The following is a 22,827-nucleotide window of genomic DNA, read 5'->3' as shown; positions in this document are numbered from 1 at the left end:
ATTCGAATGATGACGGGCAGAAGACTCTGGCTGATAATCCGTCCGTAAGGTTACAATCAGTGCAGCAGGTTTATTCAAAATTAATCCAGGAGACGGAAATGTCATACAGTGGCGAACGAGATAACTTTGCACCCCATATGGCCCTGGTGCCGATGGTCATTGAACAGACCTCGCGCGGTGAACGTTCTTTTGATATCTATTCCCGTCTGCTCAAGGAGCGCGTCATTTTTCTGACCGGCCAGGTGGAAGACCACATGGCGAACCTGATCGTGGCGCAGATGCTTTTTCTGGAAGCAGAAAACCCGGAAAAAGACATTTACCTGTACATTAACTCTCCGGGCGGGGTGATTACCGCCGGGATGTCGATTTATGACACCATGCAGTTCATCAAGCCTGACGTGAGCACCATTTGTATGGGCCAGGCGGCGTCCATGGGCGCGTTCCTGCTGACCGCAGGGGCGAAAGGCAAGCGTTTCTGCCTGCCGAATTCCCGCGTGATGATCCACCAGCCGCTGGGCGGCTATCAGGGTCAGGCAACGGATATCGAAATTCACGCCCGTGAAATCCTGAAAGTGAAGGGGCGCATGAATGAACTGATGGCACACCATACGGGTCAATCCCTTGAGCAGATTGAGCGCGACACCGAGCGTGACCGCTTCCTGTCTGCATCAGAAGCGGTGGAATACGGCCTTGTCGATTCCATTTTGACCCATCGTAATTGATGCCCCTGGCGCAAGGGTGCCGCTATACTTGTCTGAAGTAGGGCGGCACAACGCTTACCAGCGGCTTGCGCCTGAGAATGGCATTTGCGTCGTCGTGTGCGGCACAAAGAACTTAATAAGAGGTTTGGACTCATGACAGATAAACGCAAAGATGGATCGGGCAAATTGTTGTATTGCTCTTTTTGCGGCAAAAGCCAGCATGAAGTGCGTAAGCTGATCGCCGGGCCATCCGTGTATATCTGCGACGAATGCGTTGATTTATGTAACGACATCATTCGCGAAGAGATTAAAGAAGTGGCGCCGCATCGCGAGCGCAGTGCACTGCCGACTCCGCACGAGATTCGCCACCATCTTGACGATTACGTTATCGGCCAGGAACCGGCGAAAAAAGTGCTGGCAGTTGCGGTATACAACCACTACAAGCGCCTGCGCAATGGCGATACCAGCAACGGCGTAGAGCTGGGTAAAAGCAACATTCTGCTGATTGGGCCGACGGGCTCCGGTAAGACTCTGCTGGCGGAAACGCTGGCTCGCCTGCTGGATGTACCGTTCACCATGGCTGACGCTACCACCCTGACCGAAGCCGGTTATGTGGGTGAGGACGTCGAAAACATCATTCAGAAACTGCTGCAGAAATGCGACTACGACGTGCAGAAAGCGCAGCGCGGCATCGTTTATATCGATGAAATCGACAAAATTTCCCGTAAGTCGGATAACCCGTCGATTACCCGCGATGTTTCTGGTGAAGGCGTGCAGCAGGCGCTGCTGAAGCTTATCGAAGGCACCATTGCCGCCGTTCCGCCTCAGGGCGGGCGCAAGCATCCGCAGCAGGAGTTCTTGCAGGTTGATACCTCCAAGATTCTGTTTATCTGCGGCGGTGCGTTTGCCGGCCTGGATAAAGTGATTTCTCATCGCGTAGAGACCGGTTCCGGAATTGGTTTCGGCGCGACGGTAAAAGCGAAATCCGACAAGGCCAGCGAAGGCGAGCTGCTCTCTCAGGTTGAGCCGGAAGATCTGATCAAGTTTGGTCTGATCCCCGAGTTTATCGGCCGTCTGCCGGTGGTGGCGACCCTCAACGAGCTGAGCGAAGACGCGCTGATTCAAATCCTGAAAGAGCCGAAAAACGCCCTGACCAAGCAGTATCAGGCGCTGTTCAATCTGGAAGGTGCTGAGCTGGAGTTCCGTGATGAAGCGCTGGACGCTATCGCCAAAAAAGCGATGGCGCGTAAAACCGGCGCCCGCGGTCTGCGTTCTATCGTAGAAGCGGCGCTGCTCGATACCATGTACGATCTTCCTTCGATGGAAGACGTCGAAAAAGTGGTCATCGACGCCTCGGTTATCGACGGACAAAGCAAGCCGCTGCTGATTTACGGGAAACCGGAAGCGCAGCAGGCGTCTGGTGAATAATTAGCCAACTCGCTCAAGCAGTTAACCAAAAAGGGGGGATTTTATCTCCCCTTTTATTTTTCCTGCATTCCTGCCGTTGAATGTGTGGATTACATCCCCATATACTGGATTACATATTAACGGCGACGCGATCAAGAGTCGTGCCGCTGGCTACCTGGCGGACTTTAAACTAAGAGAGAGCTCTATGAATCCTGAGCGTTCTGAACGCATTGAAATCCCCGTATTGCCATTGCGCGATGTGGTGGTTTATCCGCACATGGTCATACCCCTGTTTGTAGGGCGGGAAAAATCTATCCGTTGTCTTGAAGCGGCTATGGACCATGATAAAAAAATCATGCTGGTTGCGCAGAAAGAAGCTTCAACGGATGAGCCGGGTGTAAATGATCTTTTCACCGTCGGGACCGTGGCGTCAATTTTACAGATGCTGAAGCTGCCTGATGGCACGGTAAAAGTGCTGGTTGAAGGCCTGCAGCGGGCGCGTATTTCCGCGTTATCCGACGACGGCGAGCATTTTTCAGCGAAAGCGGAGTACCTCGAATCGCCTGCTATTGAAGAGCGCGAGCAGGAAGTACTGGTTCGCACGGCTATCGGTCAGTTTGAAGGCTACATCAAGCTGAACAAAAAAATCCCACCAGAAGTGCTGACGTCGCTGAATAGCATCGACGATCCCGCACGTCTGGCGGACACCATCGCGGCGCACATGCCGCTGAAGCTGGCGGACAAACAGTCCGTGCTGGAGATGTCAGACGTTAACGAACGTCTGGAGTATCTGATGGCGATGATGGAGTCAGAAATCGATCTGCTGCAGGTTGAGAAGCGCATTCGCAACCGCGTTAAAAAGCAGATGGAAAAGTCCCAGCGTGAGTACTATTTGAATGAGCAGATGAAGGCCATCCAGAAAGAGCTCGGCGAGATGGACGACGCCCCGGACGAAAACGAAGCGTTGAAGCGTAAAATCGACGCGGCGAAAATGCCGAAAGAGGCGAAAGAAAAAACCGAAGCGGAACTGCAAAAGCTGAAGATGATGTCGCCGATGTCGGCGGAAGCCACCGTCGTGCGCGGCTACATCGACTGGATGGTGCAGGTGCCGTGGAGCGCCCGCAGCAAGGTCAAAAAAGATCTGCGCCAGGCTCAGGAGATCCTCGATACCGACCACTACGGTCTGGAACGCGTGAAGGATCGCATCCTTGAGTACCTCGCAGTGCAGAGCCGCGTGAACAAGCTCAAAGGGCCGATCCTGTGCCTGGTTGGGCCGCCGGGGGTGGGTAAAACCTCTCTGGGTCAATCCATCGCCAAAGCCACCGGACGTAAATACGTGCGTATGGCGCTGGGCGGCGTGCGTGATGAAGCGGAAATCCGCGGTCACCGCCGGACCTACATCGGCTCAATGCCGGGTAAACTGATCCAGAAAATGGCGAAAGTGGGGGTTAAAAACCCGCTGTTCCTGCTCGATGAGATCGACAAAATGTCCTCCGACATGCGCGGCGATCCGGCGTCAGCTCTGCTGGAAGTGCTGGATCCTGAACAGAACGTGGCCTTTAACGACCACTATCTGGAAGTGGACTACGATCTGAGCGACGTGATGTTCGTGGCGACCTCTAACTCCATGAATATCCCGGCGCCGCTGCTGGACCGTATGGAAGTGATTCGTCTCTCCGGCTATACCGAAGATGAAAAACTGAACATCGCTAAACAGCATCTGCTGTCGAAGCAAATCGAGCGTAACGCGCTGAAAAAAAACGAGTTGACCGTTGAAGACAGCGCGATCGTCGGCATCATTCGCTATTACACCCGTGAAGCGGGCGTGCGTGGTCTGGAGCGTGAAATCTCCAAACTGTGCCGTAAGGCGGTTAAACAGCTGCTGTTGGATAAATCGCTCAAGCACATCACCATCAACGGCGATAACCTGCACGACTTCCTCGGCGTTCAGCGCTTTGACTACGGTCGTGCGGATAGCGAAAACCGCGTAGGTCAGGTGACCGGCCTGGCGTGGACGGAAGTGGGCGGCGATCTGCTGACCATCGAAACCGCCTGCGTTCCGGGTAAAGGCAAGCTTACCTACACCGGTTCGCTCGGTGAGGTGATGCAGGAGTCCATTCAGGCTGCGCTGACCGTGGTGCGTTCTCGTGCGGATAAGCTGGGTATTAACTCAGATTTCTACGAAAAACGTGATATCCACGTCCATGTACCGGAAGGGGCAACGCCAAAAGATGGCCCAAGCGCCGGTATTGCGATGTGTACCGCGCTGGTATCCTGTCTGACGGGCAATCCGGTACGCGCCGATGTCGCCATGACCGGGGAAATTACCCTGCGCGGCCAGGTGCTGCCAATCGGTGGTCTGAAGGAAAAACTGCTGGCGGCGCACCGCGGCGGCATTAAGACTGTTCTGATTCCTGACGAAAACAAACGTGACCTTGAAGAAATTCCAGATAACGTTATCGCCGATTTGGATATCCATCCGGTGAAACGAATCGAAGAAGTTCTGGCACTTGCGCTGCAGAATGAACCGTTCGGCATGCAGGTCGTCACGGCGAAATAGTGATTTCGCGCAAATTGCGCTAAGAAAAGTAGGGCTGGTAAGTAAATTCGTGCTTGCCAGCCTTTTTTTGTGTAGCTAACTTAGATCGCTGGCAGGGGGTCATCTACAACTCTGTTGTAAGGGCATGACAGTCCTGATATAACTGCTGCGCGGTCGCACCACGAAGGATTCTGGTGCGATATAAATTATAAAGAGAGGAAGAGAACAGTGAATAAATCTCAACTGATTGACAAAATTGCTGCGGGTGCGGACATTTCTAAAGCTGCAGCCGGACGTGCGTTAGATGCTTTAATTGCTTCTGTTACTGAATCTCTGCAGGCTGGGGATGACGTTGCGCTGGTAGGTTTTGGTACTTTTGCTGTTAAAGAGCGTGCTGCCCGTACCGGTCGCAACCCGCAAACAGGTAAAGAAATTACTATTGCCGCTGCTAAAGTTCCGGGTTTCCGTGCTGGTAAAGCGCTGAAAGACGCGGTCAACTGATCGGCTTCCCGTCAGGGAATTTGACGAAGTACAAGGGCGCATCGAGAGATGTGCCTTTTTTATTTGTCCAGAAAGCGACTTTATGTGTGTTTGCGGACACTTGTGGGCTGACAATCACCCCATTTTGTTGTCAAAATAGGTCCTCACGCGCGGCGGCCATCACGTGCTATGCTGCGCGAGCTAAAGTCATCTACAGCGGAGCGTTGTTACACCATGATGGACAACCTACGCACGGCCGCCAACAGCGTCGTGCTCAAGATTATTTTCGGTATCATCATTGTCTCGTTCATTTTGACCGGGGTGAGTGGTTACCTGATTGGCGGCAGCAGCAATTATGCCGCGAAAGTTAATGACCAGGAAATTGGTCGCTCACAGTTTGAAAATGCCGTTGCCAGCGAACGTAATCGCATGCAGCAGCAGCTCGGCGACCAGTTCTCTGAACTGGCAGCCAACGAAAACTACATGAAAACCATGCGCCAGCAGGTGCTGAACCGCCTGATCGACGAATCGCTGCTTGACCAGTACGCGCGTGAACTCGGCCTCAGCGTCAGCGATGCTCAGGTGAAGCAGGCCATCTTCCAGACCCAGGCCTTCCAGTCTAACGGTAAATTTGATAACGAACGTTTTGGCGGCATCGTTAATCAGATGGGCATGACCACCGACCAGTACGCCCAGGCGTTGCGCAACCAGCTGACGACTCAGCAGCTGATTAACGCCGTTGCCGGCACCGACTTCATGCTGCCGGGCGAATCCGACCAACTGGCGGCGCTGGTTTCTCAGCAGCGCGTGGTGCGTGAAGCAACGATTGACGTCAACGCGCTGGCGGCGAAGCAGACGGTGACCGACGCGGAAGTTGAGGCCTACTATCAGCAGAACCAGGCGCGCTTCATGGCGCCGGAGCAGTTCCGAGTGAGCTACATCAAAATGGATGCAGCGAGCATGCAGGAGAACGCTTCTGACGCGGAAATTCAGTCCTGGTATGACCAGCACCAGGACCAGTTCACTCAGCCGCAGCGTAACCGCTACAGCGTGATTCAGACCAAGACCGAAGCTGACGCGCAGGCCGTGCTGGACGAACTGAAAAAAGGCGCCGATTTCGCGACGCTGGCGAAAGAAAAATCTACCGACATTATCTCTGCCCGCAACGGCGGCGACATGGGCTGGCTGGAAGATGCGGCAACGGTTCCCGAGCTGAAAGAGGCCGGGCTGAAAGAAAAAGGTCAGCTCTCCGGCGTGATCAAATCTTCCGTCGGTTTCCTGGTCGTACGCCTGGTTGACGTTCAGCCTGCGCAGGTGAAACCGCTGGCCGACGTTCGCGCGGATATCGCAGCGAAGGTGAAGCAGGAAAAAGCCCTCGATGCGTACTATGCGCTGCAGCAGAAGGTGAGCGATGCCGCCAGCAACGATAACGAATCTCTGGCCGGTGCAGCACAGGTCGCAGACGTTAAGGTTGTTGAAACCGGCTGGTTCGGACACGACAACCTGCCGGAGGAGCTGAACTTTAAGCCGGTCTCCGACGCTATCTTTAACGGTGGTCTGGTGGGTGAAAACGGCGCACCGGGCAGCAACTCCGATATCATCACCGTTGATGGCGATCGCGCCTTTGTTGTGCGCATTAGCGAGCATAAAGCACAGGCCGTTAAACCGCTGGCGGAAGTCAAAGCGCAGGTAACGGATATCGTTAAGCACACCAAGGCCGAGCAGCAGGCTAAGCTTGACGCGGACAAACTGCTGGCTGCCCTGAAAGACGGCAAAGGCGATGACGCGATGAAGGCCGCAGGCTTAAGCTTCGGCGCGGCGCAGACGCTCGCGCGTACCGGGCAGGATCCGCTGAGCCAGGCCGCGTTTGCTCTGCCGCTGCCACAGCAGGGTAAAGCAAGCTACGGCGTGGGCAGTGATGCGAACGGTAACGTGGTCCTGCTGGCTCTGGATGCCGTTAAAGCAGGCGACATGCCGGCTGAGCAGAAACAGGCCATGGTGCAGGGTATTACGCAAAACAATGCTCAGATTGCTTTCGAAGCGCTGATGAGCAGTCTGCGTAAATCAGCGAAAATTAAGCTCGGCGATATCATCGACCAGCAGCAGTAATTTCGCGCATACTCGCAAAAGCAAGTAACGTAATGTAATCCCCAAAGGCCGCTTTCGCGGCCTTTTCCATTTCTGGCATTCGCCTTTTGTCCTCCTTTTCTCCGCTCGCTATCGTGGTTCTGCTGTCTACAAAAAAGGAGAACACAGCATGAAACCAAGAGTGAAAGCGATCGTTGTTGCCGCCGCATTACTTTGCGCTGCGGGAAGCCCGATGGCGCAGGGGGCGCCTGCCGAGGGCAAGGCGCAGGTGGTGACAGGCAAGTCGTCGGCGTCGACAGGTAGGGAGAGCGTGCGGGCTAAAGCGCCCGACTCAGCCAAAGTGGGGGAGTCGGGGGCGACGAAAGTCAGCATCAATAGCGGCAGCGCGCAGGACCTGATGGAGGCGCTGAATGGCGTAGGCCTGAAGAAAGCGCAGGGGATTGTGAGCTATCGCGAAGAGTTTGGGCCGTTTAAGACCATCGACGATCTCAAGCAGGTTCCCGGAATGGGTCATGCGCTGGTAGAGCGAAACCTGGCGCACCTCACCCTGTAATTTTGCGCCGGGGGGTTGCAGCAGCGTAAATCTTTGCCAGACTAAAGAGGTTACACGAGTGGTGTGACCTCTTACCTCATTAACGATAATAAGACAAAGGCATTTGCGCTATGCAGACACAAATTAAAGTTCGCGGCTATCACCTGGATGTTTATCAGCACGTTAATAATGCCCGCTATCTCGAGTTCCTCGAGGAGGCGCGCTGGGATGGCCTGGAAAACAGCGCGGCGTTCCACTGGCTTACTGCCCGCAATATCGCGTTCGTGGTGGTGAACATCAATATTAACTATCGCCGTCCGGCGGTCCTTGGAGACGTGTTAACCGTCACCAGCCACCTGCAGCAGCTGAACGGCAAAAGCGGCACCTTAAGCCAGACGGTAACCCTGAATCCCGAAGGGGAAGTGGTCGCCGATGCGATGATTACCTTTGTCTGTATCGATTTGAAAACGCAGAAGGCGCTGCCGCTGGACGGTGAGCTGCGCGAGAAGCTCGAGCAGATGGAGCTGTAGCGGAAAGGGCCGGCGGGCATATTTTCTGCCACGCCCCTCCCATACCAGGGCACTTTCCCCGCTACGCGAAGCGCGGGCGGGGCAAGCGCCCGGCGATACTTAGCGTAAGCCCGTTTTTTGCTTCATCAGGGCCATGACGCCGACCTTATCGGCCTGGTACTGATTCAGGCCGTTGGCGCGCAGGTTACAGGAGGCGCACTGCCCGCAGCCGTCACCCTTAATGCCGTTATAGCAGGTCAGGGTTTCGCTACGAATCAGCTCCAGCTGGCCCCAGTAGTCGGCCAGCGCCCAGGTCTCAGCCTTGTTGAGCCACATCAGCGGCGTTTCAAAGCGGATATCTTTTGCCATGCCCAGATTAACGGCATGGTTAAGGGCCTTCACGAACTCGTCCCGGCAGTCGGGATAGCCGGAGAAGTCGGTTTCGCAAACGCCGGTGATGATCGCCTCTGCTTTAACCTGCCAGGCGTAGATCGCCGTCAGGGTTAAAAAGAGGATATTACGCCCGGGAACGAAGGTATTCGGAATACCGCTGGCGTCCGGTTCGTAGTCCGGAACCGGAATGCTATCGCGGGTCAGGCTGCTCACCGCAAGTTCGTTAAGCAGGGTGACGTCGAGCACCTTATGGGCCACGGCGCCCAGCTTTAGCGCCAGCTCGCGAGCGACGTCGATCTCTGCGCGGTGGCGCTGTCCATAGTCAAAAGTGACGCAGTGCACTTCATCATACTGTTTCAGAGCCTGCACCAGACAGGTCGTTGAATCTTGTCCTCCGCTGAAGACAACTACGGCGCGTTTCATGGTCATTCCTGGCTATTAAAATGAAAGCAGTATGGTAGCGCTTGATGGACGCGGCGACCAGCTTCATCATGGCGATGAGGCCGGTAGCCAGGCGCTGGCGAAATCAAACCAGCCGCGAGCGTTAAGACGCAGGCCGTTAACTCCCGGCGGGGCGCTAATGCGATAATTATAATTGAACAGCGGCGTCATGATGGCGTCGTCCATCAACCTGTTGAATACGTTACGCAAAGCATCGTTGCGGCTGCGCTCATCCGGCTGCATTTGGACCGCATCAAGCGTGGCCTGCAGATGAGCATACTGCGCTCCGGTTAGCAAATTTGGCCACATGGCGTCGCAGCGTAGCCACTGCTCAAGAGTATATTCCGGCGCCTCGCCGATCAGGCGATCGCCCATAATCAAATCCGCCTGCGCCAGTGCCTGGCAGCCATCCCAGTTTTTGGCATCGTGAAAAATAAGCGTCAGGCGACAGCCGAGCTCGCTTAGCCGCTGCCGTAGCTGTTCGGCCATCGTATGCAGCTCAATCGGCAGATGGTAGAGCAGGGTAAGCCGCTCGGGCAGTGCCACCTGCCGATCTTCAGGCTCCTGCGGAATTGACCATCCAGGAAGCACTTCGTTGCTGGGAGTAATCAGATCTTCGTCGAGTGGCAGCGTTTCCAGCAGCGAAGAGCGGTGAATAAGCGCGACCAGTCGCTGGGCCTGAGCTTTGCTTAGACGAGGGCTTTGGCGCAGCGTCAGGTAGCAAAAACCCAGGCTAATGCTATTGCTGACCTGACGAAGATGGGCCAGCTCGTCGGCATCGCCAATCGTTATCTGCACCGGATGACGGCAGCTGGTGCCTAAATCTTGCTCGAAAAGCTGCGGGGTTATCCAATATTCAACGGCCTGGATGAGCGGATGATTCAGATGATAGCGGGGATGATTCTCCAGCCGTACCAGCTCGGGGCTCAACAGCTTGAGGCGAAACGGACCGCTGCCGATCGTCGGATTGTCCGGATGCGCGAGGACGCTGCAATAGCTGGCAAGGCGAAACGGCAGCCAGTAGTCCGGACGATGCAGCGTAATGGTCAGACGCTGGGCGTGGGTAACATCAATCCGGCTGATGCTGGCGAAGAGCGTACGCAGTGCCGGTATAGTGAGCAGCATCAGCAGACGCTGGCGTAGCTGAGGCGTCTCTATCGGGTCGCCGTTGTGCCAGAACAGCGTCGAGCGGATGTAAAAATGCCAGTGTAATCCGTCCGCCGAGACCTGCCAGTGGTGGGCCAGATCCCCCATCGGACAGGTGCTTTGCGCATCAAAACGCAGCAAACCGGAAAATATCTGCCCGGCGAGGTGCTGCTCCGCCCGGCCGGGTAAAAAACCGGGCCGCAGCGGTTCGAGCGGGCGATAGTAGGGGATCCGCAGGGTCGGCGTATTGTTCTGCCACTGACCGCCGAGGAACGGCGACAGCAGCGCTTTAAGATCGACCGGCGCCAGCTGGGCCAGCTCGAGCGCGTTTTTCTGCTGCCCGCTATTGAGCGCCAGCTCCATCATCTCATTACGCAGCATCTCAGGCGAAGTGTGAAAAAGAAGAGTGCCGCGCTTGCCGCGACCGGAACTGGCCTGCCAGCTCAACCAGCCGGCCTCCTGCGCCTGGCGTAACAGCGTGCGGATATGACGTTCGCTGCAAAAACAGCGCTCAGCCAGCTCGCCCACGGTAACCTGCTGCGGAGCGCCGGAAGAAGGCAGCCAGAGGCGCTGGTACTGGTTCAGCCTGTTCAGTAATCTCATATACACTTCATCCTTCAACCTGCCTCTGCGTTGGCTGCGCTTGCTCACCCCGGTCACTTACTGGCGTAAGCTCCCGAGGATTCGCGCACTTGCCGCCTTGATGCAGGTCGAATGATTTTGTGTATATTCACCCCACCGACAAGGCTGTCTCTGTGCTGCTGGTGCTGCTAGTGTTTCTTGCGTTGGCTGCGCTTGCTCACCCCGGTCACTTACTGGCGTAAGCTCCCGGGGATTCGCGCACTTGCCGCCTTGATGCAGGTCGAATGATTTTGTGTATATTCACCCCACCGACAAGGCTGTCTCTGTGCTGCTGGTGTTGCTGGTGTTGCTGGTGTTGCTGGTGCTGCTGGTGTTGCTGGTGTTGCTGGTGTTGGCTGCGCTTGCTCACCCCGGTCACTTACTGGCGTAAGCTCCCGGGGATTCGCGCACTTGCCGCCTTGATGCAGGTCGAATGATTTTGTGTATATTCACCCCACCGACAAGGCTGTCTCTGTGCTGCTGGTGCTGCTTGAGTTTCTTGCGTTGGCTGCGCTTGCTCACCCCGGTCACTTACTGGCGTAAGCTCCCGGGGATTCGCGCACTTGCCGCCTTGATGCAGGTCGAATGATTTTGTGCATATTCACCCCACCGACAAGGCTGTCTCTGTGCTGCTGGTGCTGCTGGCGTTGCTTGTGTTGCTGGTGTTGGCCGCGCTTGCTCGCCCCGGTCACTTACTGGCGTAAGCTCCCGGGGATTCGCGCACTTGCCGCCTTGATGCAGGTCGAATGATTTTGTGTATATCCACCTCACCTGACAAGGCAATCTTTACGTTGGTTGTGTTGCCTGCGGCGATTATCTTGCCTGTCCTTCGGCCTCGCCCCTTCGGGGTCGCACTAGCGCGGTTTATAAACCCGGAACAATAAAAAATATCTATTCACTATTACTTCCGTATATCTCAGGCAATACTGGAACACAAGCAAAACCCACCTCACCTCCGGGAGCAAAGCATGGCCAAACTCGCTGCATTTGATATGGACGGTACGCTGTTAATGCCGGACCATCGTCTGGGAGAACGCACGCTTTCGACCCTGAAACGCCTGCGTGAGCGCGATATTACCCTGACCTTTGCCACCGGGCGCCACGCCCTGGAAATGCGCCACGTGATCGGCGAGTTTGCGCTCGATGCGTTCCTGATTACCGGCAACGGCACGCGCATTCACTCCCTGGAGGGGGAGGTGCTGCATCAATGCGATCTTGATCCGGGCGTCGCTGAACTCGTACTGCACGGCGCCTGGGATACCGCGGCCAGCATGCACGTATTCAACGACGGCGGTTGGTTTACCGGGCAAGCGATCCCCGAGCTGCTGCAGGCGCACGTCTTTAGCGGCTTCCACTACCATATCTGTGATTTAAAACGCATGCCGGCGCACGAGGTCACCAAAGTGTGCTTCTGCGGCGATCATCAGGATCTCCAGCGGCTGAAAGTTCAGCTTACTGAAGCTCTGGGCGAGCGCGCGCATATGTGCTTCTCGGCCGTTGATTGTCTGGAAGTGCTGCCGAATGGCTGTAATAAAGGCGCGGCGCTGGCGGTACTTAGCCGGCATCTTGGCCTGACGCTGCAGGATTGTATGGCGTTTGGTGACGCGATGAACGACCGCGAGATGCTGGGCAGCGTCGGGCGCGGGGTGATTATGGGCAACGCCATGGCGCAGCTCAAGGCAGAGCTGCCGCATTTACCGGTTATCGGAGACTGCCGCCATCAGGCCGTCTCCCACTTTTTAACGCATTGGCTGGATACACCCGATCTTCCTTATTCCCCCGAATAATTAGACTATTCCAGCAAGCCAGGCCTGGGCATCGTGATGATGCATTAAGCCTGGTTTTTTTTATTGTGCCGCCGTCTTTGCTGCAATTTGCGCCTGCCACGGCGCGATGTCGCCGATATTGGCCGCCACCCACTGGGGATTGTAATAGCTTTCGAGGTAGCGCTCGCCGCTGTCGCAGAGCAGGGTCACAATCGAGCCGGTCCGCCCTTCGACACGCATGCGTACGGCAAGCGCCAGTACGCCCCACATATTGGTACCGGTCGAGGCGCCGACCTTACGGCCCAGCAGCGTCTCCAGCCACAGGGCGGTTGCGACGCTGGCGGCATCGGGCACGCGCAGCATTTCATCAACCACATCCGGAATAAATGACGGCTCGACGCGCGGGCGGCCGATACCTTCTATTTTGCTGCCGACCGGACTGCGCAGGCTGGCGTCGCGGCTCTGCCAGTAGTCGAGAAACACCGAGTTTTGTGGGTCAACCACCATCAGCTGAGTATCGTAGCCCTGGCTGCGGATATAGCGGCCGATGGTTGCTGAGGTCCCGCCGGTTCCCGCGCTCATCACGATATACGACGGCTGCGGATGCGGCTCATGGGTCATCTGACGGAAGATGCTGTCGGCAATATTATTGTTTCCTCGCCAGTCGGTCGCCCGCTCGGCAAAGGTAAACTGGTCCATATAGTGGCCGTTCAGTTCGCGAGCCAGGGTTTCGGAGGCGGCGTAGATTTCGCAGGCGCTGGCCACGAAATGGCAGCGGCCGCCGTAAAACTCGATCTGTTCGATTTTGCGCTTCGCCGTGCAGGAAGGCATCACGGCAATAAACGGCAGGCCCAGCAGGCGCGCGAAGTAGGCCTCAGAAACCGCGGTGGAGCCGGAAGACGACTCGATAATCGTCGTCCCTTCTTTAATCCAGCCGTTGCACAGACCATAAAGGAAGAGCGAGCGCGCCAGGCGATGCTTCAGGCTGCCGGTGGGATGGGTACTTTCATCCTTCAGGTAGATCTGGATCCCCGGGAAACCGGGCAGCGCAAGGCGAATAAGGTGCGTGTCGGCGGAGCGCTGATAGTCGGCGTTGATTTCGCTAATGGCGTGTTTTACCCAGGCGCTGTTCATCTTCATTTCCTGTTTGTCATTTTGTGCCCAGCTTAAAGGAAGTTGAAGGAAAAATTGTTGCTATTTAGCCTTTGAATTACAATAAAAGGAGTAAAATTTTCTCTATTGGTGGGCTATGTTAGATAAAATTGACCGCAAGCTGCTTTCTTTACTGCAGACGGACTGCACCCTCTCTTTGCAGGCGTTGGCTGATGCCGTTAATCTGACCACCACGCCCTGCTGGAAACGGCTGAAGCGGCTGGAAGATGAGGGTATCCTGCGCGAGCGGGTCGCGCTGCTTGATGCCGAAAAGCTCGGTCTTAGCCTGACGGCCTTCGTGCTGATCAAGACCCAGCATCACAGCAGCGACTGGTACTGCCGCTTCGTGAGCGAGGTGACGCAAATGGCGGAAGTTCTCGGCTTCTGGCGCATGGCGGGGGAGTATGATTACCTGCTGCGGGTCCAGGTCGCGGATATGAAGCGTTACGACGATTTTTATAAACGGCTGGTGAACAGCGTTCCGGGACTCTCCGATGTGACTTCGAGCTTTGCCATGGAACAGATAAAATACACCACGGCCTTACCGATTGATTAACGGCGTTTGCCGCGACGATTTATACACTCAGGATTTAACTGCTTGCGATTATTTGCTCAACTTAGCTGGTACTTCCGCCGGGAGTGGCGCCGTTATCTTGGCGCTATTGCTCTGCTGGCCATTATCGCCGTCCTACAGCTGATCCCGCCTAAGGTGGTGGGAATTGTGGTTGATGGCGTCACCAAAGAACATTACACCGCAGAAAAGGTGTGGATGTGGATTGGCGTGCTGGTACTTATCGCGATAATGGTTTACCTGCTGCGCTACGTCTGGCGCGTGCTGCTGTTTGGCGCCTCCTATCAGCTGGCCGTCGAGCTGCGGGAAGATTTCTATCGCCAGCTGAGCCGCCAGCATCCGGCCTTCTACCTGCGCCATCGCACCGGCGACCTGATCGCCCGCGCCACCAACGACGTTGACCGGGTGGTCTTCGCGGCGGGTGAGGGCGTGCTGACGCTGGTGGATTCGCTGGTGATGGGCTGCGCGGTGCTGATCGTTATGTCGACGCAAATCAGCTGGCAGCTGACGCTGCTGGCGCTGCTGCCGATGCCGGTGATGGCGCTGGTGATTAAGCGCAACGGCGATGCCCTGCACGAGCGTTTCCGCGTGGCGCAGGCGGCGTTCTCAAGCCTCAACGATCGAACTCAGGAAAGCCTGACCAGCATCCGCATGATTAAAGCCTTTGGCCTGGAAGACCGGCAGTCGGCGCAGTTCGCGGCCGATGCGCAGGATACCGGTAAGAAAAATATGCGCGTGGCGCGTATCGATGCGCGCTTTGACCCGACGATTTACATCGCTATCGGCACCGCCAACCTGCTGGCGATCGGCGGCGGAAGCTGGATGGTGCTGCAGGGCAGCATGACCCTGGGCCAGCTCACCAGCTTTGTGATGTATCTGGGGCTGATGATTTGGCCGATGCTGGCGCTGGCGTGGATGTTTAATATCGTCGAGCGCGGCAGCGCGGCCTACAGCCGAATTCGCACGATGCTGGAAGAGGCGCCGGCGGTCAAAGACGGTAGTGAATCGGCGCCGGAAGGGCGCGGAACGCTTAGCGTCGCCGTGCGCGAGTTTATCTATCCTCAGGCCAACAAACCCTCGCTGGAAAAGGTCAATTTTGTGCTGCAGCCGGGGCAAATGCTCGGCATCTGCGGGCCAACCGGCTCGGGGAAAAGCACGATTCTGGCGCTGATACAGCGCCACTTCGACGTCACCCAGGGAGATATTCGTTTTCACGATATTCCCTTGACCCGGCTACAGCTCGACAGCTGGCGCGGCCGGCTGGCGGTGGTCAATCAGACCCCGTTCCTGTTTTCCGATACCGTGGCAAATAACATCGCACTCGGCAGGCCCGACGCGACGGCCGAGCAAATTGAGCGGGTGGCGCGCCTTGCCAGCGTTCACGAGGATATCCTGCGCCTGCCTCAGGGCTACGAGACCGAGGTGGGAGAACGCGGCGTGATGCTGTCCGGTGGTCAGAAACAGCGCATCTCGATTGCCCGCGCGCTGCTGTTGGAGGCGGAGATCCTGATTCTTGACGATGCTCTGTCGGCGGTAGATGGCCGCACTGAGCACCAGATACTCTATAACCTGCGGCAGTGGGGAGAGGGGCGGACGGTGATTATCAGCGCCCATCGGCTATCGGCGTTGACGGAAGCCAGCGAAATTCTGGTGATGCAGCATGGCCATATTGCCCAGCGCGGCCGCCATGACGTGCTGGCAGTGCAGCCGGGCTGGTATCGCGATATGTACCGCTATCAGCAGCTGGAGGCGGCGCTGGATGATGCCCCTCATGACCTTGAGGAGGCTGCCGATGCGTAGTTTTACCGAACTCTGGCCGACCTTAAAACGCCTGTTGGCCTACGGCTCGCCGTGGCGCAGGCCACTGCTGATTGCGGTCGGAATGATGTGGGTTGCGGCCGCCGCCGAAGTCAGCGGCCCGCTGCTGATCAGCTACTTCATCGACAATATGGTGGCGAAGAATTCGCTGCCGCTGAAGCTGGTTAGCGGGCTCGCGGTGGCCTATCTTAGCCTGCAGATCCTCGCGGCTACGCTGCACTACAACCAGTCGCTGCTGTTTAACCGCGCCGCCGTCGGCGTCGTTCAGCAGCTGCGTAGCGACGTGATGGATGCCGCGCTGCGCCAGCCGCTGAGTGAATTCGATACGCAGCCGGTCGGGCAGCTTATCTCCCGCGTCACTAACGACACCGAGGTGATCCGCGATCTCTACGTCACCGTGGTGGCGACAGTGCTACGCAGTGCGGCGCTGATTGGCGCCATGCTGGTGGCGATGTTCAGCCTTGACTGGCGCATGGCGCTGGTGGCGCTGGCGATTTTCCCGGCGGTGCTGATCGTCATGATGATCTATCAGCGCTACAGTACGCCTATTGTCCGGCGGGTGCGCGCCTGGCTGGCGGATATCAACGACGGTTTTAATGAAGTGATTAACGGTATGGGCGTCATCCAGCAGTTCCGCCAGCAGGCGCGGTTCGGCGAGCGGATGCGCGAGGCCAGCTACGCCCACTATCTGGCGCGCATGCAAACGCTGCGTCTCGACGGCTTCCTGCTGCGTCCGCTGCTCAGCCTCTTCTCGACGCTGGTGCTGTGCGGGCTGCTGATGCTCTTTGGCTTCAGCGCCACGGGAACCATTGAGGTTGGGGTACTGTACGCCTTTATCAGCTATCTCGGTCGGCTGAACGAGCCGCTGATTGAGCTGACTACGCAGCAGTCGATGCTGCAGCAGGCGGTGGTAGCCGGCGAGCGGGTCTTCGAGCTGATGGATCGACCGCGTCAGGCGTGGGGGCAGGACGATGCCCCGCTGCGCAGCGGGGCGGTATCGATCGAGGATCTCTCGTTTGCCTATCGTGGCGATCGGCTGGTGCTGCAGGATATCAATCTGGAGATTCCGTCCCGCAGCTTTGTGGCGCTGGTGGGCCACACCGGCAGCGGTAAAAGTACGCTTGCCAGCCTGATGATGGGCTACTACCCGCTGAGCAAGGGTGAGATCCGTATTGACGGCCGTCCGCTCTCTTCTTTAAGCCACAGCGCATTACGTCAGGGCGTCGCAATGGTGCAGCAGGATCCGGTCGTGCTGGCCGATACCTTCTACGCCAACGTCACTCTCGGCCGCGACATTAGCGAGGCGCAGGTCTGGGACGCGCTGGAAGCCGTTCAGCTGGCCGAGCTGGCGCGCGGCATGGAGGGAGGGCTTTATACCCAGTTGGGCGAGCAGGGCAATAATCTCTCGGTGGGCCAGAAGCAGCTGCTGGCGCTGGCCAGGGTGCTGGTCGATACGCCGCAGATACTGATCCTCGACGAGGCGACGGCCAATATCGACTCCGGCACCGAGCAGGCGATCCAGCAGGCGCTGGCAAAGGTTCGTCAGAACACGACGCTGATTGTGATTGCCCACCGCCTGTCGACGATAGTCGAAGCGGATACGATTCTGGTGCTCCATCGCGGCCAGGCGGTTGAGCGCGGCAACCATCAGCAACTGCTGGCGGAAAAAGGGCGCTACTGGCAGATGTACCAGCTGCAGCTGGCCGGCGAGGAGCTGGCGGCCAGCTCGCAGGAAGAGTCCCTGATTGCCTGATGCACTATAAGCAGGCAGTGATTTTGCGGCGATATAGCGTGGTGCAAAAATGCAACCTCTTACGCACTGAAATGGTGCGTTTTTAGCCGCTCCCGGGCGCTTTCCCCCGCGTTCCCGGGGCGTTTCTCGCTTTTCTCCATCAAAAGGGCCGCTTAGCGGTCCTTTTTCATTTCTGGCATAGCCTTTGCTTTATTCCCTGTGTGTTAGCTGCTGCCATTACGAATTCTGATCGGAGGGGACTTATGAAGCTGGTTACCGTGGTAATCAAACCGTTTAAACTGGAAGACGTTCGCGAAGCGTTATCTTCCATCGGCATTCAGGGCCTGACGGTCACTGAAGTGAAAGGGTTTGGCCGCCAGAAAGGCCATGCTGAGCTGTACCGTGGCGCCGAATACAGCGTTAACTTTTTGCCGAAGGTAAAAATTGACGTGGCGATTGCCGACGATCAGCTGGATGAGGTCGTCGACGTCATCAGTAAAGCGGCATACACCGGGAAAATTGGCGATGGCAAAATTTTTGTCGCCGAGCTGCAGCGCGTTATTCGCATCCGCACCGGCGAAGCCGACGAAGCGGCACTGTAACGTCCAGACCACACAGTGATGGGGATTGAGAAGATGAAAATAGCAACAACAATGAAAACAGGTCTGGGTGCGCTGGCGCTTCTCCCGGGATTGGCCATGGCCGCACCGGCGGTGGCGGATAAAGCCGACAACGCCTTTATGATGATCTGCACCGCGCTGGTGCTGTTTATGACTATTCCGGGCATCGCGCTGTTTTACGGCGGCCTGATTCGCGGCAAAAACGTGCTTTCGATGCTGACTCAGGTGATCGTCACCTTTGCTCTGGTGTGCGTTCTGTGGGTGGTCTACGGCTACACGCTGGCGTTCGGCACCGGCGGCAGCTTCTTCGGCAACTTTGACTGGGTATTATTGAAGAATATTGAGCTGAAAGCGCTGATGGGCTCCTTCTATCAGTACATTCACGTCGCTTTCCAGGGCTCCTTCGCCTGTATCACCGTCGGCCTCATCGTCGGCGCGCTGGCGGAGCGTATTCGCTTCTCCGCGGTGCTGATCTTCGTGGTGGTGTGGATGACGCTCTCCTATGTCCCGATTGCCCATATGGTATGGGGCGGCGGTCTGCTGGCGACGCACGGCGCGCTGGATTTTGCCGGCGGTACCGTCGTGCATATCAACGCCGCGGTTGCCGGGCTGGTGGGTGCCTATATGATGGGCAAACGCGTGGGCTTTGGCAAAGAGGCGTTCAAACCGCATAACCTGCCGATGGTCTTCACCGGCACCGCGATCCTGTACGTTGGCTGGTTTGGCTTCAACGCCGGTTCTGCGAGCGCGGCGAACGAAATAGCGGCCCTGGCATTTGTGAATACCGTCGTGGCGACTGCCGCTGCGATTCTGGCCTGGACCTTCGGCGAATGGGTGACCCGCGGTAAGCCGTCCCTGCTGGGCGCCTGCTCCGGGGCGATTGCCGGTCTGGTCGGCATTACGCCAGCCTGTGGTTACATCGGCGTGGGTGGTTCACTGATTGTCGGTCTTGCTGCCGGTCTGGCGGGTCTGTGGGGCGTGACTGTCCTGAAGCGCTGGCTGCGCGTTGACGACCCGTGCGATGTGTTCGGCGTGCACGGTGTCTGTGGGATTGTCGGCTGTATCCTGACCGGTATCTTTGCCGCGACTTCTCTGGGCGGTGTGGGTTACGCAGAAGGCGTCACCATGGGGCATCAGCTGCTGGTGCAGCTGGAAAGTATCGGCATCACCATCGTCTGGTCCGGCATCGTCGCCTGGATCGGCTATAAAGTTGCTGATATGACCGTCGGTCTGCGCGTACCGGAAGAGCAGGAGCGCGAAGGTCTGGACGTCAACAGCCACGGCGAAAACGCCTACAACGCCTGAATCCTTGTGTTATCTCCAGTAGTAGCAAAGCCTCCCTCGGGAGGCTTTTTTTATGCCGTTACGCCCTATGCATTGCGGTTGCGCATCACGCCTTCCTGCACCGTTGAGGCCACCAGGATGCCGTCCTGGGTATAGAACTCGCCGCGCACGAATCCTCTGGCGCTGGAGGCTGAGGTGCTCTCAACGCTGTACAGCAGCCACTCATTAATATTGAACGGGCGATGGAACCACATCGAGTGATCGATCGTGGCTACCTGCATTCCGGGCTCAAGGAAGCCCACGCCGTGCGGCTGCAGCGCGACCGGCAGGAAGTTAAAGTCCGAGGCGTAGCCCAGCAGGTATTGATGGATGCGGATGTCCTGCGGGACAGCGCCGTTGGCGCGCATCCATACCTGGCGGGTCGGCTCCGCGGCGTGGCCTTTTAGCGGGTTATGGAACTCAACCGGGCGGATCTCCAGCGGCTTATCGCAGAGGAACTTATCTTTGACCTGCGGCGGCAGCAGGTGCGCCAGCTTACGGGCAATATCGGTCTCTGAAGGCAGAGAGTCCGGCGCCGGGGCCACTGGCATCGTTTTTTGATGCTCATAGCCCGGCTCCGGGGCCTGGAAAGAGGCGGTCATATAGAAAATCGGCTTGCCGTTTTGAATCGCGGCCACCCGGCGCGCGCTGAAGCTGTTGCCATCGCGCAGGACTTCGACATCATAAATAATCGGCTTCTGGCTGTCGCCGGGGCGCAGGAAGTAGCTGTGGAACGAGTGGATCAGACGCTCGGCAGGCACGGTCTCTTTCGCCGCGTACAGCGCCTGGCCGACGACCTGGCCGCCAAAAACCTGACGCAGCCCCAGATCTTCGCTCTGCCCGCGGAACAGCCCCTCTTCAATTTTTTCCAGATTTAACAATGCCAGCAGATTGGTTAGTGCCTGACTCATATTTACCCTCAATCGGTGATAACCGCTTCTCGCGGCGCGTATTGAGGCAAAGTATAACCTGGAATTGCAAGTGGTCCGATGGGTGTAATAATCTGAATAAGGGGTCGTTTGCAGGAAGAGATCTGAGATCTGTGCCACACTTATGCACGATACAAATGTTCATGCCACTCAGTCGGTAGGACATGCTCCTGTGTATATAGGGATGAAAAGGAGAACAACATGAAATTTGCCTATATGTTAAGTGCTTTAGCCGTTGCTACCGCATTGACTGCCTGTGCCAATAATCACAGCGACAGTGCGAAAAATAACGCGGCTGCCGCCGATCCTTACGGCATCGCGTCACTGACGTCCTCGCAGCAACAGCCTAACGTTTCCGGGACTATCTCTATTCGGCAGAAAGTTGCCCTGCCGCCGGATGCGGTACTGACCGTGACCTTGTCTGATGCTTCACTGGCCGACGCGCCGTCGCGCGTGCTGGCGCAGAAAGCCGTACGTACCGAAGGCCAGCAGCCGCCGTATAACTTTGTTCTGCCGTACAACCAGGCGGATATAAAGCCTAACGCGCGTATCCTGCTGAGCTCGGCCATTACGGTCAATGGTCAGCTGATGTTTATCACCGATACGGTCCAGACGGTGGTCAACGGTGGCAGCAGTCGTGCCGATCTGCTGCTGGTACCGGTACAGCAAACCGCGGTACCTGTCGCCGGCGATGGCGCAGCGGCGAACACGCCGGCCGTCGCGCAATAAGACCTCACATGCCCCTGTTCAGGGGCATTTTTTTTAATAAATCCATCGATAGTGCTGCAGGTCGATATGCCCGCTGCCGGAGACCTGTACCCCCTCGGCCAGCAGCGCCTGGCGCTGACGCTGCAGGTCCGGGCCCGTCAGTGAAATATCGCCGTGCCGATTGACCACCCGATGCCACGGCAGAGCGGAGCCTTCCGGCAGACGCTTGAGCACGCCGCCCACCTGGCGGGCCGCGCGCGGCGAGCCTGCCAGCAGTGCGACGTCGCCGTAGGTGGCGACATAGCCTTCCGGTATAGAGGCGATAATCTGCCATACCCGCTGAGGAAATGTGTCTTGAGGATCCATGAGGCGCCCTGTTGCCGGGAAAGGTTCAGGATAAGCGCTGGATAACGGGCTGTACAGCCCGCGGCTTAAGCGGAATGCGCGAGGGTAAATTCCAGCGCCAGGCCGAGAGTCTGCATCCCGTGTATGTTGTCATGCGCAGTCAAAGCCATCAGGCTTTCGAGAAACTTAAGCCGCCGCGACTGAGCGTTAATAATCAGCTTTGCGCGCAGGGCAGGGAGCTTCTGCGAGGTGATGGGGTAAACCACGCGCCCGCAGACCGCGATAGGCAGCCTGCGTAACTCGACGCTCTGCAGCACGCCGACGGTGGAGTAGAGCAGTGCAACCGGCGTCACTGCCAGCATCGTGCCGCTGCTGATGGTGATAAAATCCAGCACCAGCTCCGGGCGCAGGTAGTGCAAGCCCTTGAAGGATACGGTCACGCCGTCTATCGCCGGCATCGCCAGAGTTGACGTCAAACGCGGTGATTCGCTCATTGATTCCCCATAACGATAAGGTGTTGATTTAAAAAGAGGGCCTCGATATGCGATGAAGTATGGATGAGCATGAAGCATCCTGCCGCGACGGCGCTCGCAATCCCTTGTATTGCCCGGTAAGGATTGTCGCGAAATTTAACAGCCCGGCCGACGGCGGGTTTTCGCCAGCCCGTTGGCGGCTTTGCGCAATAAACCAGCATCCGATCGACGCCAGCTTGCAATTCAGCGCCGCAGTAGGGATAATGCGCCGGCGCGTTGGTTAACAACGCTCTCAATGGGGGCTCTGTTGGTTCTCCCGCAACGCTACTCTGTTTACCAGGTCAGATCCGGAAGGAAGCAGCCAGAGCAGACGACGTGTGTGCCGGGATGTAGCTGGCAGGGCCCCCACCCAATTCTGCGCCAGACTGCTGAAAACCCATCTTCTCCGTACAAAAACCTCCGCCTGAGCTCGGGCATGCCGGCAGCCACGTATTCCGTTGAGCCACGACTTGTCTACGCGCTGACCGTGTAAC

Annotated in this window: 20 protein-coding genes and 1 other RNA gene; 15 read left to right on the top strand and 6 right to left on the bottom strand. The window is 57.3% G+C overall.

Annotated elements, in window-relative coordinates; genetic code table 11:
* The first annotated feature begins 98 nt into the window (after window positions 1–98).
* The 7 genes from clpP (at window position 99) to GVK32_RS06945 (ending at window position 8,277) form a co-directional block, all read left to right on the top strand.
* Entirely contained in the window at window positions 99–722 is a 624-nt protein-coding gene (clpP, locus tag GVK32_RS06975) for an ATP-dependent Clp endopeptidase proteolytic subunit ClpP (protein WP_003021624.1), read from the top strand.
* 132 nt (window positions 723–854) lie between these two features.
* Entirely contained in the window at window positions 855–2,129 is a 1,275-nt protein-coding gene (gene clpX / locus GVK32_RS06970) for an ATP-dependent protease ATP-binding subunit ClpX (RefSeq protein WP_041144319.1), read from the top strand.
* A 184-nt stretch (window positions 2,130–2,313) separates the two neighbouring features.
* Window positions 2,314–4,668 (top strand): endopeptidase La, encoded by a 2,355-nt coding sequence (gene lon, locus GVK32_RS06965; RefSeq protein WP_123706770.1) that lies wholly within the window; start codon window positions 2,314–2,316, stop codon window positions 4,666–4,668.
* A 207-nt stretch (window positions 4,669–4,875) separates the two neighbouring features.
* Window positions 4,876–5,148 carry a nucleoid-associated protein HU-beta gene (gene hupB / locus GVK32_RS06960; RefSeq protein WP_002444653.1) on the top strand — a complete coding sequence of 91 codons (273 nt, stop codon included), beginning with the start codon at window positions 4,876–4,878 and terminating at the stop codon, window positions 5,146–5,148.
* A 213-nt stretch (window positions 5,149–5,361) separates the two neighbouring features.
* On the top strand, window positions 5,362–7,236 hold the full coding sequence (gene ppiD / locus GVK32_RS06955) for a peptidylprolyl isomerase (protein ID WP_159866583.1): 1,875 nt from the start codon (window positions 5,362–5,364) through the stop codon (window positions 7,234–7,236).
* Window positions 7,237–7,384: 148 nt separating this feature from the next.
* On the top strand, window positions 7,385–7,768 hold the full coding sequence (locus tag GVK32_RS06950; protein WP_159866580.1) for a helix-hairpin-helix domain-containing protein: 384 nt from the start codon (window positions 7,385–7,387) through the stop codon (window positions 7,766–7,768).
* A 110-nt stretch (window positions 7,769–7,878) separates the two neighbouring features.
* Window positions 7,879–8,277: a YbgC/FadM family acyl-CoA thioesterase gene (locus GVK32_RS06945; protein ID WP_095094412.1), complete on the top strand. Its 399-nt coding sequence runs from the start codon at window positions 7,879–7,881 to the stop codon at window positions 8,275–8,277.
* Between the two features lie 99 nt (window positions 8,278–8,376).
* Here GVK32_RS06945 and queC read toward each other — a convergent pair whose 3' ends face one another.
* Both queC and GVK32_RS06935 read right to left on the bottom strand, forming a co-directional pair.
* The gene (gene queC / locus GVK32_RS06940) at window positions 8,377–9,072 is read right to left on the bottom strand and encodes a 7-cyano-7-deazaguanine synthase QueC (protein WP_132511312.1); all 696 of its coding nucleotides are present in this window, start codon (window positions 9,070–9,072) and stop codon (window positions 8,377–8,379) included.
* A gap of 66 nt (window positions 9,073–9,138) precedes the next feature.
* Window positions 9,139–10,839: an SgrR family transcriptional regulator gene (locus GVK32_RS06935; RefSeq protein WP_159866577.1), complete on the bottom strand. Its 1,701-nt coding sequence runs from the start codon at window positions 10,837–10,839 to the stop codon at window positions 9,139–9,141.
* Between the two features lie 986 nt (window positions 10,840–11,825).
* Here GVK32_RS06935 and cof point away from each other — a divergent pair.
* Window positions 11,826–12,644 (top strand): HMP-PP phosphatase, encoded by an 819-nt coding sequence (gene cof / locus GVK32_RS06930; RefSeq protein ID WP_159866574.1) that lies wholly within the window; start codon window positions 11,826–11,828, stop codon window positions 12,642–12,644.
* Window positions 12,645–12,704: 60 nt separating this feature from the next.
* Here the strand turns inward: cof and GVK32_RS06925 are convergent, their stop codons facing one another.
* Window positions 12,705–13,757: a PLP-dependent cysteine synthase family protein gene (locus tag GVK32_RS06925; RefSeq protein ID WP_159866571.1), complete on the bottom strand. Its 1,053-nt coding sequence runs from the start codon at window positions 13,755–13,757 to the stop codon at window positions 12,705–12,707.
* Window positions 13,758–13,872: 115 nt separating this feature from the next.
* On the opposite strand from GVK32_RS06925, the gene GVK32_RS06920 reads away from it, so the two are divergent.
* The 5 genes from GVK32_RS06920 to amtB all read left to right on the top strand — a co-directional run bounded on the left by GVK32_RS06920 (window position 13,873) and on the right by amtB (window position 19,821).
* Window positions 13,873–14,331, top strand: a complete 459-nt coding sequence (locus GVK32_RS06920) for an Lrp/AsnC family transcriptional regulator (RefSeq protein ID WP_041144328.1) — start codon at window positions 13,873–13,875, stop codon at window positions 14,329–14,331.
* Window positions 14,332–14,373: 42 nt separating this feature from the next.
* Window positions 14,374–16,146, top strand: a complete 1,773-nt coding sequence (locus tag GVK32_RS06915; RefSeq protein WP_159866568.1) for a SmdA family multidrug ABC transporter permease/ATP-binding protein — start codon at window positions 14,374–14,376, stop codon at window positions 16,144–16,146.
* Complete coding sequence (locus GVK32_RS06910; protein ID WP_159866565.1) at window positions 16,139–17,917, top strand: SmdB family multidrug efflux ABC transporter permease/ATP-binding protein; 1,779 nt, start codon at window positions 16,139–16,141, stop codon at window positions 17,915–17,917. The genes GVK32_RS06915 and GVK32_RS06910 overlap by 8 nt, the downstream gene beginning before the upstream one ends.
* Window positions 17,918–18,159: 242 nt before the next feature.
* Window positions 18,160–18,498 carry a P-II family nitrogen regulator gene (gene glnK / locus GVK32_RS06905; protein ID WP_004858743.1) on the top strand — a complete coding sequence of 113 codons (339 nt, stop codon included), beginning with the start codon at window positions 18,160–18,162 and terminating at the stop codon, window positions 18,496–18,498.
* A 33-nt stretch (window positions 18,499–18,531) separates the two neighbouring features.
* Window positions 18,532–19,821, top strand: coding sequence for an ammonium transporter AmtB (gene amtB, locus GVK32_RS06900; protein WP_165972989.1), 1,290 nt, complete (start codon window positions 18,532–18,534; stop codon window positions 19,819–19,821).
* Window positions 19,822–19,886: 65 nt separating this feature from the next.
* On the opposite strand, the gene tesB is transcribed toward amtB, so the two are convergent.
* On the bottom strand, window positions 19,887–20,750 hold the full coding sequence (tesB, locus tag GVK32_RS06895) for an acyl-CoA thioesterase II (protein ID WP_159866562.1): 864 nt from the start codon (window positions 20,748–20,750) through the stop codon (window positions 19,887–19,889).
* A 219-nt stretch (window positions 20,751–20,969) separates the two neighbouring features.
* On the opposite strand from tesB, the gene GVK32_RS06890 reads away from it, so the two are divergent.
* Window positions 20,970–21,497 carry a YbaY family lipoprotein gene (locus GVK32_RS06890; protein WP_123706780.1) on the top strand — a complete coding sequence of 176 codons (528 nt, stop codon included), beginning with the start codon at window positions 20,970–20,972 and terminating at the stop codon, window positions 21,495–21,497.
* A 33-nt stretch (window positions 21,498–21,530) separates the two neighbouring features.
* On the opposite strand, the gene GVK32_RS06885 is transcribed toward GVK32_RS06890, so the two are convergent.
* Both GVK32_RS06885 and GVK32_RS06880 read right to left on the bottom strand, forming a co-directional pair.
* Window positions 21,531–21,842 carry an MGMT family protein gene (locus GVK32_RS06885; protein ID WP_041144334.1) on the bottom strand — a complete coding sequence of 104 codons (312 nt, stop codon included), beginning with the start codon at window positions 21,840–21,842 and terminating at the stop codon, window positions 21,531–21,533.
* A 65-nt stretch (window positions 21,843–21,907) separates the two neighbouring features.
* Window positions 21,908–22,315: a dTDP-glucose pyrophosphorylase gene (locus GVK32_RS06880; protein ID WP_123706781.1), complete on the bottom strand. Its 408-nt coding sequence runs from the start codon at window positions 22,313–22,315 to the stop codon at window positions 21,908–21,910.
* A gap of 284 nt (window positions 22,316–22,599) precedes the next feature.
* Between GVK32_RS06880 and ffs the strand changes: the two genes are divergently transcribed.
* Window positions 22,600–22,696, top strand: an RNA gene (gene ffs / locus GVK32_RS06875) — signal recognition particle sRNA small type.
* Window positions 22,697–22,827: the final 131 nt, after the last annotated feature.

The organism is Klebsiella sp. 18074 (assembly GCF_902705905.1).
Lineage (GTDB): Bacteria > Pseudomonadota > Gammaproteobacteria > Enterobacterales > Enterobacteriaceae > Klebsiella > Klebsiella terrigena.
Note: the sequence above shows the minus strand (reverse complement) of the source record. Positions and strands in the feature narration are given on the sequence as shown.

Bases quoted from the DNA above. Each gene is read 5' to 3' on its own strand.
- clpX (WP_041144319.1), top strand. From the start codon at position 855: ATGACAGATAAACGCAAAGATGGATCGGGCAAATTGTTGTATTGCTCT.
- GVK32_RS06920 (WP_041144328.1), top strand. From the start codon at position 13,873: ATGTTAGATAAAATTGACCGCAAGCTGCTTTCTTTACTGCAGACGGAC.
- GVK32_RS06880 (WP_123706781.1), bottom strand. From the start codon at position 22,315: ATGAGCGAATCACCGCGTTTGACGTCAACTCTGGCGATGCCGGCGATA.
- GVK32_RS06935 (WP_159866577.1), bottom strand. From the start codon at position 10,839: ATGAGATTACTGAACAGGCTGAACCAGTACCAGCGCCTCTGGCTGCCT.
- tesB (WP_159866562.1), bottom strand. From the start codon at position 20,750: ATGAGTCAGGCACTAACCAATCTGCTGGCATTGTTAAATCTGGAAAAA.
- GVK32_RS06885 (WP_041144334.1), bottom strand. From the start codon at position 21,842: ATGGATCCTCAAGACACATTTCCTCAGCGGGTATGGCAGATTATCGCC.
- clpP (WP_003021624.1), top strand. From the start codon at position 99: ATGTCATACAGTGGCGAACGAGATAACTTTGCACCCCATATGGCCCTG.
- lon (WP_123706770.1), top strand. From the start codon at position 2,314: ATGAATCCTGAGCGTTCTGAACGCATTGAAATCCCCGTATTGCCATTG.
- amtB (WP_165972989.1), top strand. From the start codon at position 18,532: ATGAAAATAGCAACAACAATGAAAACAGGTCTGGGTGCGCTGGCGCTT.
- ppiD (WP_159866583.1), top strand. From the start codon at position 5,362: ATGATGGACAACCTACGCACGGCCGCCAACAGCGTCGTGCTCAAGATT.
- queC (WP_132511312.1), bottom strand. From the start codon at position 9,072: ATGAAACGCGCCGTAGTTGTCTTCAGCGGAGGACAAGATTCAACGACC.
- GVK32_RS06910 (WP_159866565.1), top strand. From the start codon at position 16,139: ATGCGTAGTTTTACCGAACTCTGGCCGACCTTAAAACGCCTGTTGGCC.
- cof (WP_159866574.1), top strand. From the start codon at position 11,826: ATGGCCAAACTCGCTGCATTTGATATGGACGGTACGCTGTTAATGCCG.
- GVK32_RS06950 (WP_159866580.1), top strand. From the start codon at position 7,385: ATGAAACCAAGAGTGAAAGCGATCGTTGTTGCCGCCGCATTACTTTGC.
- GVK32_RS06945 (WP_095094412.1), top strand. From the start codon at position 7,879: ATGCAGACACAAATTAAAGTTCGCGGCTATCACCTGGATGTTTATCAG.
- GVK32_RS06925 (WP_159866571.1), bottom strand. From the start codon at position 13,757: ATGAACAGCGCCTGGGTAAAACACGCCATTAGCGAAATCAACGCCGAC.
- GVK32_RS06890 (WP_123706780.1), top strand. From the start codon at position 20,970: ATGAAATTTGCCTATATGTTAAGTGCTTTAGCCGTTGCTACCGCATTG.
- glnK (WP_004858743.1), top strand. From the start codon at position 18,160: ATGAAGCTGGTTACCGTGGTAATCAAACCGTTTAAACTGGAAGACGTT.